21 protein-coding genes and 2 tRNA genes are annotated in these 22,410 nt (G+C 70.8%); 12 read left to right on the top strand and 11 right to left on the bottom strand.

Annotation, left to right across the window (positions count from 1 at the left end; genetic code table 11):
- Positions 1-26: 26 nt before the first annotated feature.
- The 3 genes from OG510_RS11805 (at position 27) to OG510_RS11795 (ending at position 2,378) form a co-directional block, all read left to right on the top strand.
- Positions 27-100, top strand: a tRNA-Met gene (locus tag OG510_RS11805).
- Positions 101-350: 250 nt separating this feature from the next.
- Entirely contained in the window at positions 351-2,141 is a 1,791-nt protein-coding gene (locus OG510_RS11800) for a tetratricopeptide repeat protein (RefSeq protein WP_406136736.1), read from the top strand.
- A gap of 163 nt (positions 2,142-2,304) precedes the next feature.
- Positions 2,305-2,378, top strand: a tRNA-Met gene (locus tag OG510_RS11795).
- Between the two features lie 66 nt (positions 2,379-2,444).
- Here the strand turns inward: OG510_RS11795 and OG510_RS11790 are convergent.
- The 4 genes from OG510_RS11790 to OG510_RS11775 form a co-directional block, all read right to left on the bottom strand.
- Positions 2,445-3,578: an ABC transporter substrate-binding protein gene (locus OG510_RS11790; RefSeq protein WP_406136735.1), complete on the bottom strand. Its 1,134-nt coding sequence runs from the start codon at positions 3,576-3,578 to the stop codon at positions 2,445-2,447.
- A gap of 63 nt (positions 3,579-3,641) precedes the next feature.
- A complete protein-coding gene (locus OG510_RS11785) occupies positions 3,642-4,505 on the bottom strand; it encodes an ABC transporter permease (protein ID WP_406136734.1) in 864 nt (287 codons plus the stop codon).
- Positions 4,502-5,320, bottom strand: coding sequence for an ABC transporter ATP-binding protein (locus OG510_RS11780; protein ID WP_406136733.1), 819 nt, complete (start codon positions 5,318-5,320; stop codon positions 4,502-4,504). Before OG510_RS11780 ends, OG510_RS11785 begins: the two co-directional genes overlap by 4 nt.
- A gap of 184 nt (positions 5,321-5,504) precedes the next feature.
- Positions 5,505-5,921: a Fur family transcriptional regulator gene (locus tag OG510_RS11775; RefSeq protein WP_164267312.1), complete on the bottom strand. Its 417-nt coding sequence runs from the start codon at positions 5,919-5,921 to the stop codon at positions 5,505-5,507.
- A 127-nt stretch (positions 5,922-6,048) separates the two neighbouring features.
- Here OG510_RS11775 and OG510_RS11770 point away from each other — a divergent pair, with 127 nt between their 5' ends.
- Complete coding sequence (locus OG510_RS11770; protein WP_406136732.1) at positions 6,049-7,518, top strand: catalase; 1,470 nt, start codon at positions 6,049-6,051, stop codon at positions 7,516-7,518.
- Between the two features lie 173 nt (positions 7,519-7,691).
- On the opposite strand, the gene OG510_RS11765 is transcribed toward OG510_RS11770, so the two are convergent.
- The gene (locus OG510_RS11765; protein WP_406136731.1) at positions 7,692-8,096 is read right to left on the bottom strand and encodes a cyclic nucleotide-binding/CBS domain-containing protein; all 405 of its coding nucleotides are present in this window, start codon (positions 8,094-8,096) and stop codon (positions 7,692-7,694) included.
- Between the two features lie 157 nt (positions 8,097-8,253).
- Positions 8,254-9,048 carry a histidinol-phosphatase gene (gene hisN, locus OG510_RS11760; RefSeq protein ID WP_406136730.1) on the bottom strand — a complete coding sequence of 265 codons (795 nt, stop codon included), beginning with the start codon at positions 9,046-9,048 and terminating at the stop codon, positions 8,254-8,256.
- Positions 9,049-9,214: 166 nt separating this feature from the next.
- On the opposite strand from hisN, the gene OG510_RS11755 reads away from it, so the two are divergent.
- Positions 9,215-9,811: a TetR family transcriptional regulator gene (locus OG510_RS11755; RefSeq protein ID WP_406136729.1), complete on the top strand. Its 597-nt coding sequence runs from the start codon at positions 9,215-9,217 to the stop codon at positions 9,809-9,811.
- A 27-nt stretch (positions 9,812-9,838) separates the two neighbouring features.
- On the opposite strand, the gene OG510_RS11750 is transcribed toward OG510_RS11755, so the two are convergent.
- Positions 9,839-11,530, bottom strand: a complete 1,692-nt coding sequence (locus OG510_RS11750; RefSeq protein WP_406136728.1) for an ABC transporter family substrate-binding protein — start codon at positions 11,528-11,530, stop codon at positions 9,839-9,841.
- A 289-nt stretch (positions 11,531-11,819) separates the two neighbouring features.
- On the opposite strand from OG510_RS11750, the gene OG510_RS11745 reads away from it, so the two are divergent.
- The 3 genes from OG510_RS11745 to OG510_RS11735 are packed head-to-tail and all read left to right on the top strand — an operon-like array spanning position 11,820 to position 15,969.
- The gene (locus OG510_RS11745) at positions 11,820-12,803 is read left to right on the top strand and encodes an ABC transporter permease (RefSeq protein WP_164266804.1); all 984 of its coding nucleotides are present in this window, start codon (positions 11,820-11,822) and stop codon (positions 12,801-12,803) included.
- A 14-nt stretch (positions 12,804-12,817) separates the two neighbouring features.
- The gene (locus OG510_RS11740) at positions 12,818-13,753 is read left to right on the top strand and encodes an ABC transporter permease (protein WP_406136727.1); all 936 of its coding nucleotides are present in this window, start codon (positions 12,818-12,820) and stop codon (positions 13,751-13,753) included.
- A complete protein-coding gene (locus tag OG510_RS11735; protein WP_406136726.1) occupies positions 13,750-15,969 on the top strand; it encodes a dipeptide ABC transporter ATP-binding protein in 2,220 nt (739 codons plus the stop codon). Before OG510_RS11740 ends, OG510_RS11735 begins: the two co-directional genes overlap by 4 nt.
- Positions 15,970-16,009: 40 nt before the next feature.
- On the opposite strand, the gene OG510_RS11730 is transcribed toward OG510_RS11735, so the two are convergent.
- The 4 genes from OG510_RS11730 to OG510_RS11715 form a co-directional block, all read right to left on the bottom strand.
- Entirely contained in the window at positions 16,010-16,333 is a 324-nt protein-coding gene (locus OG510_RS11730; RefSeq protein WP_164266801.1) for a multidrug efflux SMR transporter, read from the bottom strand.
- Positions 16,334-16,431: 98 nt separating this feature from the next.
- Entirely contained in the window at positions 16,432-17,442 is a 1,011-nt protein-coding gene (gene rsgA, locus OG510_RS11725) for a ribosome small subunit-dependent GTPase A (protein ID WP_406136725.1), read from the bottom strand.
- A 4-nt stretch (positions 17,443-17,446) separates the two neighbouring features.
- Positions 17,447-18,787 (bottom strand): 3-phosphoshikimate 1-carboxyvinyltransferase, encoded by a 1,341-nt coding sequence (gene aroA, locus OG510_RS11720; protein WP_406136724.1) that lies wholly within the window; start codon positions 18,785-18,787, stop codon positions 17,447-17,449.
- 45 nt (positions 18,788-18,832) lie between these two features.
- Entirely contained in the window at positions 18,833-19,519 is a 687-nt protein-coding gene (locus OG510_RS11715; RefSeq protein WP_406136723.1) for a M50 family metallopeptidase, read from the bottom strand.
- Between the two features lie 49 nt (positions 19,520-19,568).
- On the opposite strand from OG510_RS11715, the gene OG510_RS11710 reads away from it, so the two are divergent.
- The 4 genes from OG510_RS11710 (at position 19,569) to rsrA (ending at position 22,364) form a co-directional block, all read left to right on the top strand.
- Complete coding sequence (locus OG510_RS11710; RefSeq protein ID WP_406136722.1) at positions 19,569-20,483, top strand: SOS response-associated peptidase; 915 nt, start codon at positions 19,569-19,571, stop codon at positions 20,481-20,483.
- A 13-nt stretch (positions 20,484-20,496) separates the two neighbouring features.
- The gene (locus tag OG510_RS11705; RefSeq protein ID WP_406142367.1) at positions 20,497-21,150 is read left to right on the top strand and encodes an alpha/beta family hydrolase; all 654 of its coding nucleotides are present in this window, start codon (positions 20,497-20,499) and stop codon (positions 21,148-21,150) included.
- A 246-nt stretch (positions 21,151-21,396) separates the two neighbouring features.
- Positions 21,397-22,053: a sigma-70 family RNA polymerase sigma factor gene (locus tag OG510_RS11700; protein ID WP_250297961.1), complete on the top strand. Its 657-nt coding sequence runs from the start codon at positions 21,397-21,399 to the stop codon at positions 22,051-22,053.
- Positions 22,050-22,364, top strand: a complete 315-nt coding sequence (gene rsrA, locus OG510_RS11695) for a mycothiol system anti-sigma-R factor (protein WP_164267908.1) — start codon at positions 22,050-22,052, stop codon at positions 22,362-22,364. The genes OG510_RS11700 and rsrA overlap by 4 nt, the downstream gene beginning before the upstream one ends.
- Positions 22,365-22,410 lie beyond the last annotated feature (46 nt).

Genomic DNA, 22,410 nt, shown 5'->3' with positions numbered 1-22,410 from the left:
CCGTGGTACAGTTACGAACACAACGGCGCGGGGTGGAGCAGCTCGGTAGCTCGCTGGGCTCATAACCCAGAGGTCGCAGGTTCAAATCCTGTCCCCGCTACTGAAGTCGAAGGCCCGGATCTCGAAAGAGATCCGGGCCTTCTTCATGCGTGAGTATGTGGCGATATGTCCCGGTCCGAAACGTCTGCCCGGCTTCCCGTCCGTGCGACTCCTGTGAAGAAGGCGCCGCCTACGGGAAGTTGGGACTGGTTCATGTTTCACTTACCGCGCTACGGGAAGTCGACAAAACGCTGTAGTGACCTAGTCGACTGCGATATACCAGGTGTGCGCGAGTTGCACGTAGTGGGACGATGGTGCTTATGGGGGACAGGGCAACTCTGTTGGAGACAGGGCGGTTTGTGCAGAAGCACGCCGATGACGGACATGATGCCGTCGACGCTGAGGAATCGGCCGACGCCGAGGCCCGGCACCGCAGCGGTGCCGAGAGCGGCGAAGCCGCGTCGATGAGCGTGCTCGGCGCACTGCTGCTGCGCCGCGGGGATCTCGACGGCGCCGAGCGCTGGCTGCGCGCCGCCACCGGCGAGGGGGACCGGGCGGCGGCCAACAATCTGGGCGTACTGCTGCACCAGCGTGGTTACGCGGACGAGGCGGCCGGCTGGTGGCGTATCGCCGCCGTCGCCGGCTCCGCCGCCGCGGCCCACGCGCTGGGCCGGCACTACCGGGAGCGCGGGGACGAGCCCGCCGCCGAGTACTGGTTGCGCCAGTCCGCCGAGTCGGGCCATGCGCTGGGGGCGTACGCCTTCGCCGACCTGCTGGAGCACCGCGGCGACATCGGCGCTGAGCGCTGGCTGCGCGCCGCCGCCGAGCAGGGCCACCGCGAGGCCGCCTACCGGCTGGCGCGCGCGCTGGACCGTGCGGCCGCGGGGAAGGACCCGGCGGCCGAGGCCGAGCGCTGGTATCGGCAGGCCGCCGCGCGCGGCCACCGGCGCGCCGCGCTGCACCTCGGCGTGATCCTGGAGAAGCGCGGCGACCTCAAGGAGGCCGGCCGCTGGTATCTGACGTCCGCCAAGGACGGCGAGGCCCGCGCGGCCTGCGCGCTCGGCTTCCTGCTGCGCGACGCGGGCGACGAGGAGAGCGCCGCCGTCTGGTGGCTGCGTGCGGCCCAGGAGGGCGACGGGAACGCGGCCAACGCCCTGGGCGCCCTGCACGCCGCCCGCGGCGAGCAGCAGACCGCTGAGCGCTGGTACCGGGCCGCCATGGACGCGGGCGACGTCAACGGCGCGTACAACCTGGCCCTGCTCTGCGCGGCCCAGGAGCGGACGGCGCAGGCCGAGCAGTGGTACCGCCGCGCCGCCTACGCCGGGCACCGCGAGGCGGCCAACGCCCTCGCCGTGCTGCTCCTGCAGAACGGCGACCCGGCGGGCGCCGAGCCGTGGTTCTCCAAGGCGGCCGAGGCGGGCAGCGTCGACGCCGCCTTCAACCTGGGCATCCTGCACGCGGGCCGGGACGACGACCGCGGCGCCTTCGTCTGGTACGAGCGGGCGGCGGCGGCCGGGCACACCGAGGCCGCGCTCCAGGTCGGCATAGCGCTGCTCAGGGACGGCGAGGAGCACACGGCTGAGCGCCATCTGCGCTGCGCGGCGGGCGGCGGCAGCACCGAGGCGGCCTTCCGGCTCGGCGCGCTCCTCGACGCCAGGATGCCGCCGCCGGGCCCCCCGGTGCTCGGCGAGCCCGTCACCGAGAAGAGCGAGTGCGAGGAGTGGTACGAGCGGGCGGCCGAACAGGGGCACCGCCGCGCCCAGGTCCGGGTCGGCATGCTCGCCGCCTCCCGCAACGACGTCGAGGCCGCGGCGGGCTGGTACCGCGAGGCCGCCGAGGCGGGCAGCCGCAACGGCGCCTTCAACCTCGGGCTGCTGCTGGCCCGCGAGGGCAACGAGCGCGAGGCCGGTCTCTGGTGGGCCAGGGCCGCCAACGCCGGGCACGGCCGGGCCGCCCTGCGTCTCGCGCTGCTCGCCATCCGCCGCAGCGAGCTGGGCGAAGGGCAGAAGTGGTGCAACCGGGCCGTGGAGCTCGGCCCCGCCGAGGTCGCCGAGCGCGCGGCGCGGCTCAGCGAGGCGCTGCGCCAGGAACTCACCGCGTGACGTGTGCGGCCTGCCGGTCCCCCCGGCAGGCCGCACACGCCCCCGGCGCACCGCACCCCTCACGCACCCCGCGTCCCTCACGCACCCCGCACACGTCCGGGCAGGACCGCGGGAACGGATTTGCACTGGTCGGCGGCCCCACGTACAGTTACGAACACAACGGCGCGGGGTGGAGCAGCTCGGTAGCTCGCTGGGCTCATAACCCAGAGGTCGCAGGTTCAAATCCTGTCCCCGCTACTGAAGACCGAAGGCCCGGACTCGGAAGAGTCCGGGCCTTCGGCATGTTCAGCGTCTTCGGCATGTTCAGCCTTTGTGCCCGACCGCCTCCTCGTACAGCGCGCGGTCCACCACCTTGTCCTCCGGTATCGGGTCGCCCTGTGCGACCCCGGCGTCCCGGTACGCCTTCTGCAGCCGGTCCGTCGTGCCCTTGCGGATCTCCCAGTCCATCCGGAGCGACGGCGTCGACGTCAGCACCGACTCGTCGGTCTTGAGCAGCTTGGCCAGCGAGGCGGTGAAGCCCTTGTCGGCCTTGTAGTCGCCGGAGAAGTAGGTGTCCACGGTCCGGATGTAGGCGCGCAGGAAGGCGACGCCGGCGTCCGGGTCCTTGGTCAGCAGATTCGGGCCGAAGAGCAGCCCGCCGAGCGGTTCGCCCAGCGGCTGGCCGCCCAGGAAGGTGTACTTCGCGTTCCCGTCGACCTTGCGCCAGACCGGGTCGAGCAGCCAGGCCGAGTCGACCCCGCCGTTCTGCAGCGCTGTCAGGACGTCCGCCGAGCCGAGCTGCTGGAAGCCGATGGAGTCGAGCCCGCCGCCGTGCTTCTGCAGGGCCTTCTCCATCGCATAGGTGACGACCGAGCCCTTGCCGATCATCGTGCCCATCTTCCGGCCCTTCATGGTCACCGACGAAGGGGTCTCACCGTCCTTGAGCCGGGCCCACAGGCCGCTCTTGGACGCCGGGTCGGGGGAGAAGTTCCCGGCGACCCACTTGATGTCGAAGCCGCCCCTGATGCCGTTCATCACGGCTGCCTCCGGCGCCGCCCACTGGGCGTCGATGTCGCCCTTGGCGAGCAGCGGGAGCGCGTCGGGTGTCGGCAGCACCTTCAGCTGGACGTCCAGCCCCTCCTTCTTGAACTCGCCCTTCTCGACCGCCACTTCGAGCGGGGCCACATACTCCGCCGCCAGTGTGCCGGTGGCGAGGACCAGCTTGCGCTTCTTCGCCAGCGGCCGGGGAGCGGGCGCGCCCTTGACGCAGCGGGCCGGTGCACGCCCGGGGGCGAGGTCGGCCGGGTCGGTCCAGCCCTTGGCGCAGCCCGCGACGGCTCGCACCGGGCGGGGTTTCGGGGCGGCCGCCGGGCCACCGGCGCTGTGTTTCGCGCACCCGGCGGAGGCGAGCAGGGAACCGGCGACGAGCAGGGTGGTGCAGAGCGTGCTGATACGCATGGAGCCTCCGTACGTACGGACATCGGGGCTGTGAGTGGCGGGCCGCGTCGGGAACGGGCCGGTTCAGGACTGGCTGCGGCCGCGGTCGCGCGGGGCCCAGGGGGTGAGCAGCCGTCCGGCGATCCGTACCAGTTCGGAGAAGAGCACCCCGAGCACGGCCACACAGACGATCCCGACGAACATCACGTCGTTCTGGAAGAGCGCGCGGGAGTCGAAGATCAGATGGCCGAGGCCGTTGTCCGCCGCGATCTGTTCCGACGCGACGATGACGAGCACGGCCACCCCGGCGGCGATCCGCGCGCCGACCAGCACCGCGGGCAGTGAGGCAGGCAGCAGGACGTGCCGGAACATCTGCCAGGGCGACGCGCCGAAGACCTGCCCCGCGTCGCGGTGACCGGCGGGCACGGCGAGCACCGCCGCCATCGTGGAGATCCAGACGAAGAAGAAGACCGTGGCGGCGACCAGCGCGATCTGCGGACCCTCGCCGAGGCCGAACATGTTGAGGAAGACCGGCAGCAGGGCGAGCTTCGGGACCACGTACAGCGCGTCGAGGAGCGGTTCGAGTGCGGCCCGTACGAGGGCCAGCGAGCCCATCAGCAGGCCGAGGACGTACCCCGATACCGTGCCGATCGCATAGCCGCCGAGCACCCGCTTGAGCGTGGCCCACACATCGGGCCAGAGCACGCCGCGGGCCGCGCGGTCCCAGCCGTCGGAGAGGATCGTGGAGGGCGCGGGATAGACGCGGTCGTCGATCCAGGACCCGTCAGCCGCCAGCTGCCAGAGCAGGATCAGGACGACGGGTACGGCGACGGCCAGCGCCAGTTCCAGGGTGCGGCGCCTGCGGTGGGTGCGGACGGGGTGCAGCTCCTGCGGGCCCGGCCGTCTGACCAGCAGGCCGTCCTTCGGTGCTCTGACCGCGGTGCTCATACGGGGACCGCCTCTCCGCGTACCTCGCCGCGCAGCAGCTCCCACAGCTCGGACTTCAGCCCGGTGAACTCGGGCGCCGAGCGGATGTCACCGGTCCTGGGCCGGGGGAAGGGCGGCCGGCGCTCGGCGATGATCCTGCCGGGGCGTGCGGACATCACCAGGACGCGGTCGCCCAGGACGATCGCCTCTTCGAGGCTGTGGGTGATGAAGAGGGCTGTGGTGCGGGTGGTCTGGGTGAGTTCGAGCAGCTCGTCCTGGAGGATGGTCCGCAGCTGTGCGTCGAGGGCGGCGAACGGCTCGTCCATCAGCAGGATTTCGGGCTCGACGGCGAGCGCGCGGGCGATGGCGACGCGCTGGCGCATACCGCCGGAGAGGGCCGCGGGGTAGGCGTCGGCGAAGTCGGCCAGGCCGATGCGTGCCAGCCAGTCGCGGGCGCGGCGGTCGGCCTCCTTGCGCGGGACGCGCTGGATGTCGAGGCCGAACCTGACGTTGGCCAGGACGTTCTTCCAGTCGTAGATGCCGTAGTCCTGGAAGATCATCGCGGCCGGGCGGGCGGAAGCGGTACGGATGGCCAGCTCGCCGGTGCTGGGGCGCAGCAGCCCGGCCGCGATGCGCAGCAGGGTGGACTTGCCGCAGCCCGACGGGCCGACGATGCAGGTGAACTCGCCGGGGGCGATGTCCAGATCCACCGGTCCGAGTGCGTCCAGGGCGGTGCGGCCGCGGCCGAAGGTGCGGGTGAGGGACCGGGCGCGGAGTTTGGGCGGTCTGTCGGGCGCCGGTCCCGGGGTGGGTGGGGGCGGGTGCGGGTCTCCCACGGTTTCTCCTTGCGGAGGTGGTGAACGGGTGATCGCCGCAGAGGATATGACGGGGCGTCAGATACTGGAAGGGGCGTGCACACGGCGGAAGAGCACCGGAAGGGTGTGTGCACGCGACGGAGCCCCGGGGGTGTTCGCCCCGGGGCTCCGTCGGATGTGTGGGTGTGGGTCGGTCGGGGACCGGTCAGGCTGACGCGCAGGCGGGGCAGATCCCCCGGTACGTCACCTCGACGTTGGAGATCGTGAAGCCGAAGCGCTCCGTGTCCGGCAGGTCCCGCAGCGGGTTGCCCGCCGGGTGTACGTCCCGGATGGAGCCGCACTGGGCGCAGACCAGGTGCTGGTGCGGCCGGTGGGCGTTCGGGTCGTACCGCTTGGCGCGGCGGTCCGTGGAGACCTCGATCACCTCACCGAGGACGACCATCTCGCCCAGGGTGTTGTAGACCGTCGCCCGGGAGATCTCCGGCAGCCTCGATACGGCGCGGGCGTGCACCTCGTCGGCGGTCAGATGAACGTGGTCCCCGTCGAGGACCTCGGCCACGACGCGACGCTGGGCGGTCATCCGCCAGCCGCGGTCGCGCAGGCGTTCCAACAGGTCACTCATAAGGTCCAGCCTAACAGGAGAAGGGGTCGAGTCCCGAATGGATGTGACTTTGGACTATCACTTGACTTAGACAAAGTCCATCGTAGGATCGGGAACGGCACACGCCAAGGGACAGGACAGACCAGGAATGACGCAGGAGGCGCTCGTGACGCAGGGACCACTCACCACGGAGACCGGAGCTCCGGTGGCCGACAACCAGAACAGTGAGACCGCGGGCGCCGGCGGTCCGGTCCTGGTGCAGGACCAGCTGCTCCTCGAGAAGCTCGCGCACTTCAACCGCGAGCGCATCCCGGAGCGCATCGTGCACGCCCGCGGCGCCGGCGCGTACGGCACCTTCACGCTGACCCGCGATGTCTCGCAGTGGACGCGTGCGAAGTTCCTCTCCGAGGTCGGCAAGCAGACCGAGACCTTCCTGCGCTTCTCCACCGTCGCGGGCAACCTCGGCTCGGCGGACGCGGTGCGCGACCCCCGTGGTTTCGCGCTGAAGTTCTACACGGAGGAGGGGAACTACGACCTCGTCGGGAACAACACGCCCGTCTTCTTCATCAAGGACGCCATCAAGTTCCCCGACTTCATCCACACCCAGAAGCGTGACCCGTACACCGGTTCGCAGGAGGCGGACAACGTCTGGGACTTCTGGGGCCTCAGCCCCGAGTCGACCCACCAGGTGACCTGGCTCTTCGGTGACCGCGGTATCCCGGCGACCTTCCGCCACATGAACGGGTACGGCTCGCACACGTACCAGTGGAACAACGCCGACGGCGAGGTCTTCTGGGTCAAGTACCACTTCAAGACCGACCAGGGCATCAAGAACCTCACCACCGACGAGGCCAACCGCCTCTCGGGTGTGGACCCCGACAGCCACCAGCGCGACCTGCGCGAGTCCATCGAGCGCGGTGACTTCCCGTCCTGGACCGTGCAGATCCAGGTCATGCCGGCGGCCGACGCGGCCACGTACCGCTTCAACCCGTTCGACCTGACCAAGGTCTGGCCGCACGAGGACTACCCGCCGATCGAGATCGGGAAGCTGGAGCTCAACCGCAACCCGGAGAACATCTTCGCCGAGGTCGAGCAGTCCGCCTTCTCGCCGGCCAACTTCGTTCCCGGTATCGGTCCTTCGCCGGACAAGATGCTCCAGGGCCGTCTCTTCGCGTACGGCGACGCGCACCGCTACCGCGTCGGCATCAACGCCGACCACCTGCCGGTGAACCGCCCGCACGCCGTCGAGGCGAACACCAACTACCGGGACGGCGTCCTCTACGACGGCCGTCACAAGGGCACCAAGAACTACGAGCCGAACAGCTTCGGCGGCCCCTTCCAGACGGACCAGCAGCTCTGGAAGTCCACCCAGGTCAGCGGCGTCACGGGCAACCACCCGGCGCCGAGCCACGCGGAGGACAACGACTTCGTCCAGCCCGGCAACCTCTACCGCCAGATGAACGAGGACGAGAAGGGCAGGCTCATCGAGAACCTGGCCGGCTTCATCTCGCAGGTCTCGCGGGACGACATCGCCGAGCGCGCGGTCAACAACTTCCGCCAGGCCGACGGTGACCTCGGCAAGCGGCTCGAAGCGGCGGTCCAGGCCCTGCGCGCCTGAACCGCTGTCGTAAGCCGGCGCGCCGGTGAGCGGCGAGCCTGAGGAGGGCCGGATCCCCGCCGGGGTCCGGCCCTTCTGCGCGCCCGGCTGTGTGTCCGGCTGTGTGTGTCTAGCCTTCTGCGTGTCCGGCCGCCCTGCTGGTCCGGCCGGTCGCGCGTGTCCGGCCGCCCGCGTCAGGAGGAGACCAGCGCCGCGCTCTCGCTCCGGTCCGGGGCCCAGCACCGGATGATGTCGCGCACCGACACGATGCCGACCGGGCCGGCGCCGTCGAGCACGATCAGATGGCGGAAGCCGCCGTTCGACATCGCCTCGGCCGCGTCCTCCAGGGTCCAGGAGGGTGCGGCGAAGACCACGTCCATGGTGGTGTGGGTCCCCGCGGTCTCCCGGTCGGGGTCGAGGCCGCCGCCGATGGCGTCGAGGATGTCGCGCTCGGTGAGGATGCCGACTCCGCAGGTGTCGGGGTCGAGGACGACGGCCGCGCCGATACGGCGGGCCGACATCAGGGCGGCGGACTGGCGGAGTGTGTGGGCGGGCCCGATGGTGAGGACCACCGTGCTCATGGCGTCGCGGACGAACATGGCGAGTGCCACCTCCTGGGGAATCCAGCATGCGCGTGAATTCACAAGTTCACAAGTGGGGGGACTCCCAGAGTCGCATCAGCTCGTGAACCCGGCAAGGGCCCGGGAGGGTGAAGTCCTGGGCGACTGTGCGGTGTTCACCCGCGTTCAGCCGTGTTCAGCCGCGCAGATAGCTCAGCAGCTCTCCGTGGAGCAGTCCGTTGGACGCGGCCGCGTTGCCGCCCTCGACACCGCGCACCCCGTTCAGGCTGGTGAACTCGCCACCGGCCTCCTGGACGACGATGGCCGTGGCCGCCATGTCCCACAGCGACAGCTCGGGCTCCGCGCACATGTCGACCGAACCCTCGGCGACCATCATGTACGGCCAGAAGTCCCCGTACCCCCGGGTACGCCAGCAGTCCCGGGTCAGCTCCAGGAAGCCGTCGAGCCGGCCCTGCTCGTCCCAGCCGCCCAGGGACGAGTACGCGAACGAGGCGTCGGGGACCTTGGAGACCTTGGAGACCTGCAGCCGGGTGGCCGACGTCAGGCTGCGCCCGGTGTACGCGCCGCCGCCCTTCGCCGCCCACCAGCGGCGGCCGAGCGCGGGCGCCGAGACCACGCCGACGACCGGTTCGTGGCCGTCCTCGCCGGCCACGGCCAGTGCGATCAGGGTGGCCCAGACGGGGACACCGCGTACGTAGTTCTTGGTGCCGTCGATCGGGTCGATGATCCAGCGGCGCGGGCCGGTGCCCGACAGGCCGTACTCCTCGCCGAGGATCGCGTCGCGGGGCCTGGCCCGCTGGAGCTGTCCGCGGATCAGCTCCTCGGCGCCCTTGTCGGCCTCCGTCACGGGGGTCATGTCCGGCTTCGTCTCGACCTTCAGGTCGAGGGCCTTGAACCGGTCCATGGTCGCCGCGTCGGCGGCGTCCGCGAGGACATGGGCGAGGCGCAGATCATCGTGGTAGTCGGGCATGGTCGTCACAGTATCCACCGGGCCCCCGATCGAGCCACAGGGCCCTGCCGGGCGTGCGTCCGCGCGAGGTGCCGGCACGGGTATTGACACTCCCGCGGCCTCCGTCAACTCTGAGCGCAGAGCCGTACCGCTCCGAGCGCGGAGCCGTACCGCCCGGGAGGCGACGATGCCCGCAGCGCGCGAATCCCTGCTCGACTCCGCTCTCGCGGCCCTCACCGACCGCGACTGGTCAGGGGTGCGCATGGTGGATGTGGCGGCTGCGGCCGGGGTCTCCCGGCAGACCCTCTACAACGAGTTCGGCTCCAAGGACGGCCTGGCCCGCGCGCTGGTGCGGCGCGAGGCCGACCGGTACCTCCGGGGCGTCGACCGGGCGCTGGCCCGTCCCGCCACGGAGCGCGAGCGGATGGTGGCCGTCGCCGAGTGGACGGTGGCGGCCGCCCGTGCGCATCCGCTGGTCCGGGCCCTGTTGACCGGCTGCTGGTCCGGGCGGCTGCCCGCGCCGGGGCCCTCGCGCCGGTCCGCCGGGCCACGGCCGCCCGCCCAGCGCTGTGCGGATCCGGGGCCGCCCGCGCCCGGCGAGCTGATCGCGGCGGTACGGCACCGGGCGGCCCTGGCGCTGACCGCGGGGCATCTGGAGGCGGAGGCGGCCGATCTGGTGTACCGCTGCGAGGTGGCCGTACGCCTCGCGCTCTCGCACATCGTCGCACCCGGTGATCTGACGCTCGATCACCTGGTGCGCGACGCGGTGGTACGGGCGGCGTGAGCGGCGCGGACGGGGGCTCGGCGCGTACTACTTCTTGAGCCAGCCGACCTTGGTGTAGTCCTCGTCGGCGAGGCCGAACGCGCCGTAGTTGGCCAGGCCCTTGCGGACGGCGGAGATCTCCGGGCGCTGGTACAGCTCGATCGAGTGGCCGAGCTTCCAGATCTCCACGTCGGCCTCGTTGTAGAGCTTGACGGCCTGGGCGTGGTCGGTGGCCTCGCCGGCCTTCTTCATCAGGGCATCGATCTTCGGGGAGCCGATCGAGCCGAAGTTCTGGAAGAGGTTCTTGCCCTGCGGCTCCTGGAACACCGGGTAGAGCTTGCTGGTGTACGCCTCGTCGACGTTGCGGAAGCTGGCGAGGTCGAAGTTGCCGGTGTTCACGAACTTGGTGAAGTAGTCATTGGCCGGGACCTTCTTGATCTCGACCCGGACGCCCACGGCGGCGTACATCTGCTGCACCAGTTCGGCCTGGTCCGTCGAGGCCGAATTGCCGCCCGCGCTCAGCACGTAGTCCAGAGTGAGCTTCTTGCCGTCCTTGGTGCGCGGCTTGCCCTCGCCCGCGCTCTTCCAGCCCGCCGCGTCCAGCAGCTTCTTGGCCTTCTCGGGGTCGAACTTGTCGAACTCGCTGGTGTTGTCCTGGTAGCCCTGCTGGTTGGGCATGAAGAAGTGGTTGTCCAGCGGCTTCAGCTCGAAGGAGAGGTCCTTGGCGAAGCTCGCGTTGATGCCCTTGCGGTCGGTCGCCTCCTGGAGGGCGTTGCGCACCCTGACGTCCTTCAGCGGGCCGCGCCCGCCGTTCAGCGTGATGTGCACCTCGTCCCAGCGCGCCCCGCGCCGGATGGCGGTGTCCGGGTCCTTGACCAGCCGCTTGTAGTCCTCGGGCAGCAGCGCGGGTGTCTCGTCCACCTCCTTGTTGAGGTAGGCGTCCGTCTGGGCGCTGAGGTCGAGGACGCGGAAGACGAGCGAGGACAGCTTCGGCTTGGTGCCCCACCACTTGGGGTCGGGGACCAGGGTGATGGTCTGTCCGGTCCTGTCGTACGAGCCGACCTTGAACGCGGCACCGGTGACCGGGGCCTTCTGCAGCCAGCCCGTGTTGAACTTCTTCGGGGTGTCGATGTACGCGGCCGGGTACAGCGGGTCGAACAGGCGCTGCCAGTCGGCGTACGGCGTACCGAAGGTGATCTTCACGCTGTGCGCGCCCGAGCCCTGCTCGACCTTGGATATCTGGTCGTAGCCGGTGGTGTCGGCCGCCTCGTACGCCTTGTCCCTGCCGTTCAGCGCCGTCCACTGGGCATGGAAGTCCTTCCAGCTCAGCGGCTTCCCGTCGGACCACTTGGCCTTCGGGTTCAGCTCGTACGTCACCACCTGCGGGCTGGTGGAGGTGACCTTCGCCGAGACCACGAAGTTCGGGTTGGGGTGGCCGATCCCCTTGGCGTCGGCGTCGAAGAGGTCGGGCAGGATCGCCCCGGCGATGGAGGCGCCGTCACCCTGCTGACCGTCGACCTGGTTGACGTTGTACTGCGTGATCCACTGGTCGATCGCGAACCGCAGTGACCCGCCCTGCTTCAGATCGCTCAACGGATGCGCGTTGATGTTCTCGCTGTCCACCTGCGGAGCCGCCTGCTTCTTGGCCGCGGTGCCGCCGCCGTCGGAAGAACTGCAGCCCGCCACCGCCAGGGTGGCCGACAGTGCTGCGGCGATGGCGACAACGGTGGTTCTGCGCATCGGTGTTCTTCCTCCGGTTCAAGGTGGCCTGATCGAGGCCACAGGCTCCCGAGACGGTAAGTCGATCCCTGGGGCAAAGGGAGACCAGCGGTGATGCTGTTATGCATTCTTTGCATGCGCGCAACAAACACTGGTCAAGCTGTATCAACAAGCCGACGAAAAGCACCCGATGAACGACGCCGGAAGATCGACACCGATCAATACCGGACAAAGGCACCGATGGGGCCTGCCGCGGCCGTGATCCCACCACGATCCCCAGCGACCGAACCCCAGCGGAGGACCAACACCCGTGGCCGCCTTCCTGGCCAAGCGACTCGGCTACTACGCCGTCCTGTTGCTTGTCGCCATCTGTCTGTCGTATCTGCTGGCCTCACTCGCGCTCGATCCGCGCGCGTACTACGAGGGCCGCCAGCCGCCCCTCTCGCCCAGCTCCGTCGACCACCACCTCACCGCGCTCGGCGTCAACGACCACACACCGCTCCTCAGCCGCTTCGCGACCTGGGCGGGACACGCCCTGCGCGGCGACCTCGGGCAGACCATCGACGGGACGTCCGTGGGCGCCGAGTTCGGCCGGCGGATCGGGGTCAGCCTGCGGCTGCTGCTCCTCGGCAGCATCCTCGGCACGGTCGTCGGCGTCCTCGCCGGCGCCTGGACCGCCGTACGCCAGTACCGGTTCTCCGACCGCACGGTGACGCTGATCTCCTTCGTGCTGCTCTCCACACCGGTGTTCCTGCTCGCGGTGCTGCTGAAGATCGGCGCCATCTGGTTCAACCAGAAAGCCGGCAGCGACGTCATCGAGTTCACCGGCGAGAAGACCCCCGGCCTCGACTCCGGCTTCCTCGCCGTGCTGAAGGACCGCTCGGTGCATCTGCTGCTGCCGACGGTCTCCATCGCGCTCGGCACCATCGCCGGCTACAGCCGCTACCAGCGCTCCACGATGCTCGACGTCCTCGGCTCCGACTATCTGCGCACCGCGCAGGCCAAGGGCCTCACCCGGCGCACGGCCCTGCTCAAACACGGGCTGCGGACCGCGCTCATCCCCATGTCGACGTACTTCAGTTACGGATTCCTGGCGCTGTTCACCGGAGCCACCTTCACCGAGACGATCTTCGGCTGGCACGGGATGGGCGAGTGGTTCGTCTCCTCGATCGGCAAGAACGACGTCAACTCGGTCGTCGCGGTCAATGTGTTCGCCGCCGTGCTGGTGCTGCTCTCCGGCTTCCTCGCGGACGTCCTGCACGCCGCGCTCGACCCGCGCATCCGGAACGCCTGAGGAGTACGGACACCATGACCGCTGTCGTAGAGACCGCCGCCGCCGACGCGGCCGGCCAGGGTGCGGAGCCGATACGCCCCGCAGGGCGCGCCGGTGTGGTGCTGCGCCGTTTCGTACACAACCCGGGTGCGCTCACCGGGGCCGTCATCCTGCTGCTGCTCTTCGTGCTGGCCTTCGCGGGCCCGCTGATCAGCCAGTGGGACTACAGCCACATCGACTACACCGCACTGCGGGAAGCGCCGAACGCCCAGCACTGGTGGGGCACCAACCGCATCGGGCAGGACGTCTTCGCCCAGACCATCCGCGGACTCCAGAAGTCCCTGCTGATCGGGCTGCTCGTGGCGCTGTTCTCCACCGTCCTGGCCTCGCTGACCGGCGCCTGCGCCGGGTACTTCGGCGGCTGGACCGACCGGATCCTGATGTTCTTCGTGGATCTGCTGCTGGTCTTCCCGTCCTTCCTGATCATCGCGATCATCTCGCCGCGGCTGCGGGACGGCGGCTGGTTCGCCTTCGTCGGGCTGCTCGCCGTCTTCGGCTGGATGATCACCGCACGGGTGGTCAGGTCGATGACGCTGTCGCTGAAGGAGCGCGAATTCGTGCGAGCGGCGCAGTACATGGGTGTCGGACCCTTCCGGATCATCTGGCGCCACGTGATGCCGAACATCGCCTCCTTCCTCATCATCGACGCGACCATCGCGGTGGGCGGAGCGGTGATGAGCGAGACCGCGCTGTCGTACTTCGGGTTCGGCGTCCAGTCGCCCGACGTCTCGCTGGGCACGCTCATCGCCTCATCGACGGGCGCGGCCGTCACCTACCCCTGGATGTTCTTCTTCGCAGCGGGGCTTCTGATCATTTTCGTACTCGCGGTGAACCTGGTGGGCGACGGGCTGCGCGACGCGCTGGACCCGACCTCGCGCAAGCGCCGCAGCCGCAAGGGGGCAAAGCGATGACCTCGGAATCCGGTACGCCGGTACTCGAAGTGAGCGGTCTGGAGGTCGACTTCGACGGCGCGCCCGCCGTCCGCGGGGTGGACTTCTCGCTGCGGCGGGGCCAAGTGCTCGGTCTGGTGGGGGAGTCGGGGTCGGGGAAGTCCGCGACCGCGCTCGCCGTCCTCGGGCTGCTGCCGGGGAACGCGGCCGTACGCGGCTCGGTCAGGCTCGACGGCACGGAGCTCGTCGGCGCCTCCGACCGCGAGCTGTCCGCGGTGCGCGGCAGCCGGATCGGCATGGTCTTCCAGGACCCGCTGTCCGCCTTCACCCCCGTCTACCGGATCGGTGACCAGATCGCCGAGGCGGTCCGGGCGCACCAGGACGTGTCGCGCGAGCAGGCCGGGGCGCGCGCCGTGGAACTGCTCGACCTCGTCGGCATCCCGGAGCCCGCGGTCAGGGCGCAGTCGTATCCGCACGAGTTCTCCGGCGGGATGCGCCAGCGCGCCATGATCGCGATGGCGATGGCGAACGACCCGGACGTGATCCTCGCCGACGAGCCGACCACGGCCCTCGACGTCACCATCCAGGCGCAGGTGCTCGATGTGCTGCGCACCGCGCAGCGCGAGACCGGCGCCGCGCTGGTGCTTGTCAGCCATGACCTCGGGGTGATCGCGGGGGCCGCGGACCGGGTCGCGGTGATGTACGCGGGGCGCATCGTGGAGAGCGCGTCGGCCGTGGAGCTCTTCGAGCGGCCCCGGATGCCGTACACGCTGGGGCTGATCGGGGCGGTGCCCCGGCTGGACACCGCGGGCGAGGTGCTGGTGCCGATCCCAGGATCGCCGCCCACGGCCGGGAACACCGGGCCCGGCTGCCCGTTCGCGCCGCGCTGCCCGCTGGCCGGGGAGCCCTGCCTGACGGAGGAGCCCGCACTGCTGACCGTGGAGGGGGACGGGGACGGAGGCGTAGACCGCGACGGCGACGGGGCCGGGCACGCGGCCGGGCACACGGTCGCGTGCGTACGTGCCGACGAGATCGCCCGGAAGCGGCTCGGACCGCTCGATGTGTTCCCGGTCCCGGAGATCCCGCCGATGGCCGCGGCCGTGGCACCGGCCGGAAAGACCGGCGCCGAAAGCGCTCCGGGCGGCTCAGGTCCGGGCGGCTCAGGCCCCGACAGCACCGCGCCGGACGACGGCACCGCGCCGGACGACGGCACCGTCCCGGACGACGGCACCGTGCTGACCGTGCGCGGGCTCGTCAAGACGTTCCCCGTGCTGAAGGGCAGCGCCTTCAAACGGCGGGTCGGCACCGTGCACGCCGTGGACGGGGTCGATCTGCGGATCCGCCGCGGCGAGACCCTCGCCCTCGTCGGGGAGTCCGGATCCGGAAAGTCGACCACGCTCTTCGAACTGCTCAACCTGGCGCGCCCCGAGGGCGGCGAGATCGAGCTGTTCGGGCAGTCGCTCGACCGGCTCGGCAAGTCCGCCCGCCGGGCGCTGCGCGGGCAGGTGCAGATCGTCTTCCAGGATCCGATGGCCAGCCTCGACCCCCGGATGACGGTCGGTGACATCGTCGCCGAGCCGCTGCGCGCCCAGGGCACGGACCGCAGGACAGCGGCCGGACGCATCCCGGGGCTCCTCGCACAGGTCGGCCTCGACCCGGCGCACGCCACCCGCTTCCCGCACGAGTTCTCCGGCGGCCAGCGCCAGCGCATCGGCATCGCCCGCGCCCTGTCGGTCGGACCGAAGCTGCTGGTCCTGGACGAACCGGTGTCCGCGCTCGACGTATCGGTCCAGGCAGGCGTCCTCAACCTGCTGCAACGGCTCAAGGCCGAGCTGGGACTCGCTTACCTCTTCGTCTCGCACGACCTGTCGGTGGTGCGGCACATCGCGGACCGGGTGAGCGTCGTCTACCTCGGGCGCACCGTCGAGTCCGGGACGGTCGACGAGGTCTTCGAGCGGCCGCGGCACCCGTACACCCAGGCGCTGCTCTCCGCCGTACCGCTGCCCGACCCGGTACGCGAACGCGAGCGGCAGCGCACCAGGATCCTGCTGCCCGGTGACCCGCCGAGCCCCACCCAGCGGTACGAGGGCTGCCGCTTCCGGGCCCGCTGCCCGGTCTTCGCGCGGCTGGGCGCGGACGAGCGGACCCGCTGCGAGAGCGAGGTGCCGGTGGACCGGGAGCACGCGGCCGGCCATGTGGCGGCCTGTCACTTCCCGGCGGTACGCGAGGTGGTGTGAGCGGCGCGGCCCGATGCGCCGGCCGGGCGAGCGGCCCCGGTCAGTGCGCCGAGCCGGAGATCTGCAGCCCGATCACGCCCACGATCACGAACGCGATCGAGACGAGCTTGAGCGTGGAGACGATGTCACCGAGGAAGATCATCCCGTAGATGGCGGTGCCCGCCGCGCCGATGCCGGTCCACACGGCGTAGGCGGGCCCGACGTCCAGCTTCCGCAGCGAGAGCGTCAGCAGCCCGAAGCTGCCCAGCGCGAACGCGGCGAAGGCGATCGTCGGCCAGAGCCGGGTGAATCCGTGCGAGAGCTTGAGACACACGGCAAAGCCGGTTTCGAGAAGTCCCGCGACCACGACCAGCAGCCACGCCATTCAGTGCCTCCCCTTGGGGCCTGTCGTCCGGATCAGGCCGGGCTCGCTTTCAGCGATTATGCATTCAGCCAGGTCGGCCGGGCGGTAAACCGGGTGGATCAGTCGCCCTCGCGCCGCTCCCGGGTCGCCAGCAGCCTGCGCAGCGACTCCAGCCGCGCCGGGTCGGCATGTCCCCCGGCCACCCAGGCGTCCAGGGCGCACTCCGGCTCGTCGTGGCTGCAGCCGCGCGGGCACTCCTCCGTACCGGGCACCAGATCGGGGAAGGCGAGGATCACCCGCGACGGGTCCACATGGTGCAGTCCGAAGGAGCGCACCCCCGGGGTGTCGACGACCCAGCCGCGTCCGTCCGGCAGGGGGAGCGCCAGGGCCGATGTGGTGGTGTGCCGGCCGCGTCCGGTGACCGCGTTGACATGGCCGGTGCTGCGCCGGCGGTCCTCCGGCACCAGCGCGTTGACCAGGGTCGTCTTGCCGACGCCCGAGTGACCGACGAACGCGGTGACCTTGTCGTTCAGGAAATCCCTGACCCGGTCGGCCGCCTCGCCCTTCGCCAGCTCGTCGCGGCTGGTCACGACGTACGGGATGTCGAGCGCCCCGTACGAGGCGAGCAGTTCGTCCGGCGACGCGAGGTCCGACTTGGTGAGGACGAGCAGCGGCGACAGACCGCCGTCGTACGCCGCCACCAGACAGCGGTCGATCATGCGGGGGCGCGGTTCGGGGTCGGCCAGGGCCGTGACGATCGCCAGCTGGTCGGCGTTGGCGACGACCACCCGCTCGAAGGGGTCGTCGTCGTCGGCCGTGCGGCGCAGCACCGAGGTGCGCGGCTGGATGCGCACGATGCGCGCCAGGGTGTCCTTGGCGCCGGAGAGATCCCCGACGATCATGACCTGGTCGCCCACGACGGCGGCCTTGCGGCCCAGCTCACGGGCCTTCATCGCGGTCACAGCGCGCCCGTCGACCAGACAGGTGAGCCGGCCACGGTCGACCGTGAGGACCATGCCCTCGGCGGCTTCCTCGTGCTTCGGGCGGATGTTCGTACGGGGGCGGTTGCCCTTGGGGTTGGGGCGGACGCGGATGTCGTCCTCGTCGGGGTTCTTGCCGTATCGGCGCATCGCGTCAGACCTTGAGCATTTCGGTCCACATCTCAGTGAAGTCGGGGAGCGTTTTGGCGGTTGTCGCCACATTCTCGATCTGTACGCCGTCGACGGCGAGCCCGATGATCGAACCGGCCGTGGCCATGCGGTGGTCGTCGTATGTGTGGAAGACGCCGCCGTGCAGCGGGCGCGGGCGGATCCGGAGCCCGTCGTCGGTCTCGCTGACATCGCCGCCGAGCCCGTTGATCTCCGCGGTCAGCGCGGCCAGCCGGTCGGTCTCGTGCAGCCGCAGATGGGCCACGCCGCGCAGCGTGGACGGGGAGTCCGCCAGCGCCGCGACGGCCGCGATGCCCGGGGTGAGCTCGCCGACCTCGCTCAGATCGACGTCGATGCCGTGGATCCGGCCCGACCCGGTGAACTCCAGACCGCGCTCGGTCAGCTCGCAGCCGCCGCCCATCGCGGTGAAGATCTCCCGCAGCGCGTCCCCCGGCTGGGTGGTGTGCGCGGGCCAGTCGGGGATGGTGACCCGGCCGCCGGTGACCAGGGCGGCCGCCAGGAACGGCTGGGCGTTGGAGAGGTCGGGCTCGACCGTCAGATCCCGGCCGAGCACGGCGCTGGGGGAGACCCGCCAGACGTTCGGCTCGCCGCCCGTCTCCGGCTCGTCCACCTGGGCGCCGACCGCGCGCAGCATGTCCACGGTCATCCGGATGTGCGGCAGCGAGGGCAGCGTGGCACCGGTGTGCCGCACCTCGACGCCCTGGTTGAAGCGCGGCGCGGAGAGCAGCAGCGCCGAGATGAACTGGGACGAGGACGACGCGTCGATCTCGACGCGGCCGCCGTCGAGCGCCCCGCCGCCGTGCACCGTCAGCGGCAGCGCCCCGCGTCCGTCGTCGTCGATCCGGGTCCCGAGGGCGCGGAGCGCGTCGACGACGCCGTGCAGGGGGCGCTCGTACGACCTGGGGTCGCCGTCGAAGCGGACGGGGCCGTCGGCGAGCGCGGCGACCGGCGGCAGGAAGCGCATGACCGTACCCGCGTTGCCCACGTCGATGGTGGCCGGGCCGTGCAGCCCCGCCGGGATCACCCGCCATGCCTCGCCGGTGCCGCCCGTCGCCCCGACCGCTGCGGAGCTGGACGACACGGTCTCCTCGATGCGCACGCCCAGGGCCCGCAGGGCGTCGGCCATCAGGAGCGTGTCGCGGGAGCGCAGCGGGCGGCGCAGCCAGCCCGGCTCGGCGGCGAGGGCCGCCAGCACGAGACCGCGGTTGGTGACCGACTTCGATCCGGGCACGGTCACCGTCGCGTCGACGGCTCCCGACGCGTACGGGGCGGGCCAGTGAGCGGTGTGCACGGAACTTTCGGTCATGGCCCTCACTTTACTGATGGCCGGGGGACCGGGGCGCCGCCCGTCTCACAGGCCAAGCAGCCAGCGTCCGCCGCCGATGAGCGAACAGAGCGAGACGACGTGGAAGAGCAGCAGCCACACCGTCGGCGGGACATGGGTGAGCCGGCCGAGCTGGTCGGCGTCCGAATCGCCCGCGTGGCCGCGCACCCGCTTGCGCTGGAGCTCGAAGGCCGGGCGCACCCCGCCGACGAGCAGGAACCAGACAGCCGTGTACGCGAAGGCCGCCTGCACCTCGGCGCTGGTCAGCCAGGAGATCAGGACGAACGCGGCGCCCGTGACGATCACGGTGAGCGCCCCGTACGCGTTGCGGATCATCACCAGCATCGCGAGGAGCAGGACGCAGGCGGCCCACAGGAAGAGCGTGATGTGGTCGGCGGCGAGCAGCCAGGCGCCGCCGAGTCCCAGCAGCGGCGGCGCGGTGTATCCGGCGCCCGCGGTGAGGATCATGCCGAGCCCGGACGGCTTGCCGCGGCTGACGGTGAGACCGCTGGTGTCGGAGTGCAGCCGGATGCCGTCGAGGCGGCGCCCGGTGAGCAGGGCGATCAGACCGTGGCCGCCCTCGTGGGCGATGGTCACGGCGTTGCGGGTGAGCCGCCATATGCGGTGCGGGAGGACCGCGAGCAGTGCGACGACGCCGGTGACGATCACCAGCCACTGGTCGGGGTCGGACTGAGCGGCGAAGACGCGGTCCATGGGGGGAAGGGGCTCCTCGGAAGATGGCGGTCGTGGCAGTCTGGCAAATATGTGCGGACGGTTTGCAGCGAGTCGTGGACCCGAGGATCTCGCAGGGGTCTTCGGGGTGGAGCAGGGGGACCCCACCGAGACGGTGGTCCCCGACTGGAACGTGGCACCGACGAAGACGGTCCAGGTGGTTCTGGAGCGTCCACTGAAAGACGCGGTATCGCGCCGTCCGGTTCGGCAGCTGCGCCATCTCAAGTGGGGACTCGTGCCGTCCTGGGCGACATCGCCCGAAGGCGCCGCCCGGATGATCAACGCACGGGCGGAGACGGTCCAGGAGAAGCCGTCCTTCCGCCGGGCCTTCGCCGCCCGCCGCTGCATCGTCCCCGCCGACGGCTACTACGAGTGGATGACCGAGCCGGACGAGCGGCGCCTGGAGGTCGAGGGCAAGAAGAAGCGGGCCAGGAAGCAGCCCTACTTCGTGACGCCCGCCGACGGGTCGGTGATGGCCTTCGCCGGTCTGTACGAGTTCTGGCGGGACCCGGCGCTGCCAGGCGACCACCCGCAGGCGTGGTGGGCGACCTGCACGATCCTCACCACCGAGGCGGAGACCACCCCGCTCGCAGGGCAGGGCCCGGAACAGGGCGCAGGGCCGGACGCCGGGCCTGCCGAAGCCGGGCCTGCCGAAGCCGGGCCTGCCGAAGCCGGGCCGGAGCAGCCGGCGCGGACCGGTGCCGACGGCCCCAGGTCGCTGGCCGCGATACATCCCCGGATGCCGCTGATACTGACCCCGGACCGCTGGGACGACTGGCTGGACCCCGGGCACACGGACCCGGCACGGCTGGCCCCGCTGCTCGAACCTCCGCCCCCCGGACTCGTACGGGCGTACCCCGTGTCCACGGCGGTCAGCAATGTTCGCAACAACGGCCCGGAGCTGCTGACCGCACTGGAGGCCCCCGAGGAGGGCACACTCTTCTGATGTGACTCAGAGCATGATCGTGGAGAGTGTCGACACCCCAGCCGGTGAAGCCCGCATCACCTGGCATCCCGCCGCCCGCCCGCACCTCTTGATCGCCCTAGGCCATGGCGCCGGCGGCGGGATCGAGGCCCGCGACCTCCAGGCGCTGGCCGCCGCGCTGCCGCCGCTCGGGGTGGGCGTCGCACTCGTCGAGCAGCCCTGGCGGGTGGCGGGCCGGAAGGTCGCACCCGCGCCGAAGACCCTGGACACCGGGTGGCGCGCCGTCTGGCCCGCGCTGCGCAGACCCGGACTGCCGGTGGTCGCGGGCGGGCGCAGCGCCGGGGCGCGGGTGGCCTGCCGGACGGCGGGGGAGCTGGGCGCCCGCGGAGTCCTGGCGCTGAGCTTCCCGCTGCATCCGCCGGGGAAGCCGGAGAAGTCCAGGCAGCGTGAGCTGACCGGGGCCGGGGTCGGCACGCTGGTCGTCCAGGGCGAGCGGGACCCGTTCGGGAAGCCCGCCGAGTTCCCCGGCGCCGCCGAGTTCACCGCGGGGGACTTCGAGCTGGTGGGGGTCGCGGACGCCGATCACGGCTTCGCCGTGCCGAAGCGGGCCGCGACCGGCCAGGAACAGGCGCTGAAGACCATCACCGACGCGGTGGCCGGATGGGCGGTGCGGCTGCGGGAATGCTGAGCCGCGGAGCGCTGTTGTCGGAACACACCGGTACTGGACGCCGGTACCGAGAAGCTTGTTCGTGGAGAGGGAGTCCGTCGCATGGGTTCGACCATCTGCCCGCGCCGCCCGCACACCGCTGACCTGGAGTGGACCGTGCTTCCGGCAGACCGGAGCGCTCCTTCCCGGGCGGCGGGCGGACCGGATCGTCGTCTATCCTCCGATTCGAGTGGGTCCGCATTCGGATCCGCCACGGCGTTGGAGGAGGTGGGTCCGGTCACTGGGACCGACACAGGGACCGAAGACGGCCATGCGGAAGAGACGGCCGCGGAGCGCAATGCGCGCTTCGAGCGGGATGCCCTCGGCTACCTCGACCAGATGTACTCGGCCGCGCTGCGCATGACGCGCAATCCGGCCGATGCCGAGGACCTGGTGCAGGAGACCTATGCCAAGGCGTACGGCTCGTTCCACCAGTTCCGTGAGGGGACCAACCTCAAGGCGTGGATGTACCGCATCCTCACGAACACGTTCATCAACTCGTACCGCAAGAAGCAGCGCGAACCTCAGCGCAGTGCCGCCGAGGAGATCGAGGACTGGCAGCTCGCACGCGCCGAGTCGCATATGTCCACCGGGCTGCGTTCCGCCGAGTCGCAGGCGCTCGACCACCTGCCCGACTCGGATGTGAAGTCCGCACTGCAGGCGATCCCCGAGGAGTTCCGCATCGCGGTGTATCTCGCCGATGTCGAGGGCTTTGCGTACAAGGAGATCGCAGACATCATGGGGACACCCATCGGGACGGTCATGTCCCGGCTGCACCGGGGCCGCCGTCAGCTGCGCGGCATGCTGGAGGACTACGCACGCGACCGCGGGCTTGTCCCGGCGGGCGCCGGAGAGTCGAACGAAGCGAAAGGTTCGGGCTCATGAGCTGCGGAGAGCCGCACGAAACGGACTGCTCCGAGGTCCTGGACCATCTTTACGAGTTCCTCGACCACGAGATGCCGGACAACGACTGCACCAAGTTCGAGGTGCACTTCGAGGAGTGCTCCCCGTGCCTGGAGAAGTACGGCCTGGAGCAGGCCGTCAAGAAGCTGGTGAAGCGCTGCTGCGGCAGTGACGACGTACCGGCGGACCTCCGGTCCAAGGTCATGGGACGCATCGATCTGATCCGCTCCGGACAGACGGTGCCCGACCAGGACATCACCGTCACCGACCGGTCGGCGGCCACCCAGGAGTGACCCGCTGCCGCACGGCACGGGCCTCGCGGCCGCGCCCCCGGCGCAC

The organism is Streptomyces sp. NBC_01089 (assembly GCF_045162975.1).
Lineage (GTDB): Bacteria > Actinomycetota > Actinomycetes > Streptomycetales > Streptomycetaceae > Streptomyces.
The sequence above is the reverse complement of the archived record's forward strand: the minus strand, read 5'-3'. Positions and strand labels throughout refer to the sequence as shown.

Excerpts from the sequence above, each read along its gene's own strand:
- OG510_RS11800 (WP_406136736.1), top strand. The coding sequence starts at position 351 with ATGGTGCTTATGGGGGACAGGGCAACTCTGTTGGAGACAGGGCGGTTT.
- OG510_RS11790 (WP_406136735.1), bottom strand. The coding sequence starts at position 3,578 with ATGCGTATCAGCACGCTCTGCACCACCCTGCTCGTCGCCGGTTCCCTG.
- OG510_RS11785 (WP_406136734.1), bottom strand. The coding sequence starts at position 4,505 with ATGAGCACCGCGGTCAGAGCACCGAAGGACGGCCTGCTGGTCAGACGG.
- OG510_RS11775 (WP_164267312.1), bottom strand. The coding sequence starts at position 5,921 with ATGAGTGACCTGTTGGAACGCCTGCGCGACCGCGGCTGGCGGATGACC.
- OG510_RS11770 (WP_406136732.1), top strand. The coding sequence starts at position 6,049 with ATGACGCAGGAGGCGCTCGTGACGCAGGGACCACTCACCACGGAGACC.
- OG510_RS11765 (WP_406136731.1), bottom strand. The coding sequence starts at position 8,096 with ATGTTCGTCCGCGACGCCATGAGCACGGTGGTCCTCACCATCGGGCCC.
- hisN (WP_406136730.1), bottom strand. The coding sequence starts at position 9,048 with ATGCCCGACTACCACGATGATCTGCGCCTCGCCCATGTCCTCGCGGAC.
- OG510_RS11755 (WP_406136729.1), top strand. The coding sequence starts at position 9,215 with ATGCCCGCAGCGCGCGAATCCCTGCTCGACTCCGCTCTCGCGGCCCTC.
- OG510_RS11750 (WP_406136728.1), bottom strand. The coding sequence starts at position 11,530 with ATGCGCAGAACCACCGTTGTCGCCATCGCCGCAGCACTGTCGGCCACC.
- OG510_RS11740 (WP_406136727.1), top strand. The coding sequence starts at position 12,818 with ATGACCGCTGTCGTAGAGACCGCCGCCGCCGACGCGGCCGGCCAGGGT.
- OG510_RS11735 (WP_406136726.1), top strand. The coding sequence starts at position 13,750 with ATGACCTCGGAATCCGGTACGCCGGTACTCGAAGTGAGCGGTCTGGAG.
- OG510_RS11730 (WP_164266801.1), bottom strand. The coding sequence starts at position 16,333 with ATGGCGTGGCTGCTGGTCGTGGTCGCGGGACTTCTCGAAACCGGCTTT.
- rsgA (WP_406136725.1), bottom strand. The coding sequence starts at position 17,442 with ATGCGCCGATACGGCAAGAACCCCGACGAGGACGACATCCGCGTCCGC.
- aroA (WP_406136724.1), bottom strand. The coding sequence starts at position 18,787 with ATGACCGAAAGTTCCGTGCACACCGCTCACTGGCCCGCCCCGTACGCG.
- OG510_RS11715 (WP_406136723.1), bottom strand. The coding sequence starts at position 19,519 with ATGGACCGCGTCTTCGCCGCTCAGTCCGACCCCGACCAGTGGCTGGTG.
- OG510_RS11710 (WP_406136722.1), top strand. The coding sequence starts at position 19,569 with ATGTGCGGACGGTTTGCAGCGAGTCGTGGACCCGAGGATCTCGCAGGG.
- OG510_RS11705 (WP_406142367.1), top strand. The coding sequence starts at position 20,497 with ATGATCGTGGAGAGTGTCGACACCCCAGCCGGTGAAGCCCGCATCACC.
- rsrA (WP_164267908.1), top strand. The coding sequence starts at position 22,050 with ATGAGCTGCGGAGAGCCGCACGAAACGGACTGCTCCGAGGTCCTGGAC.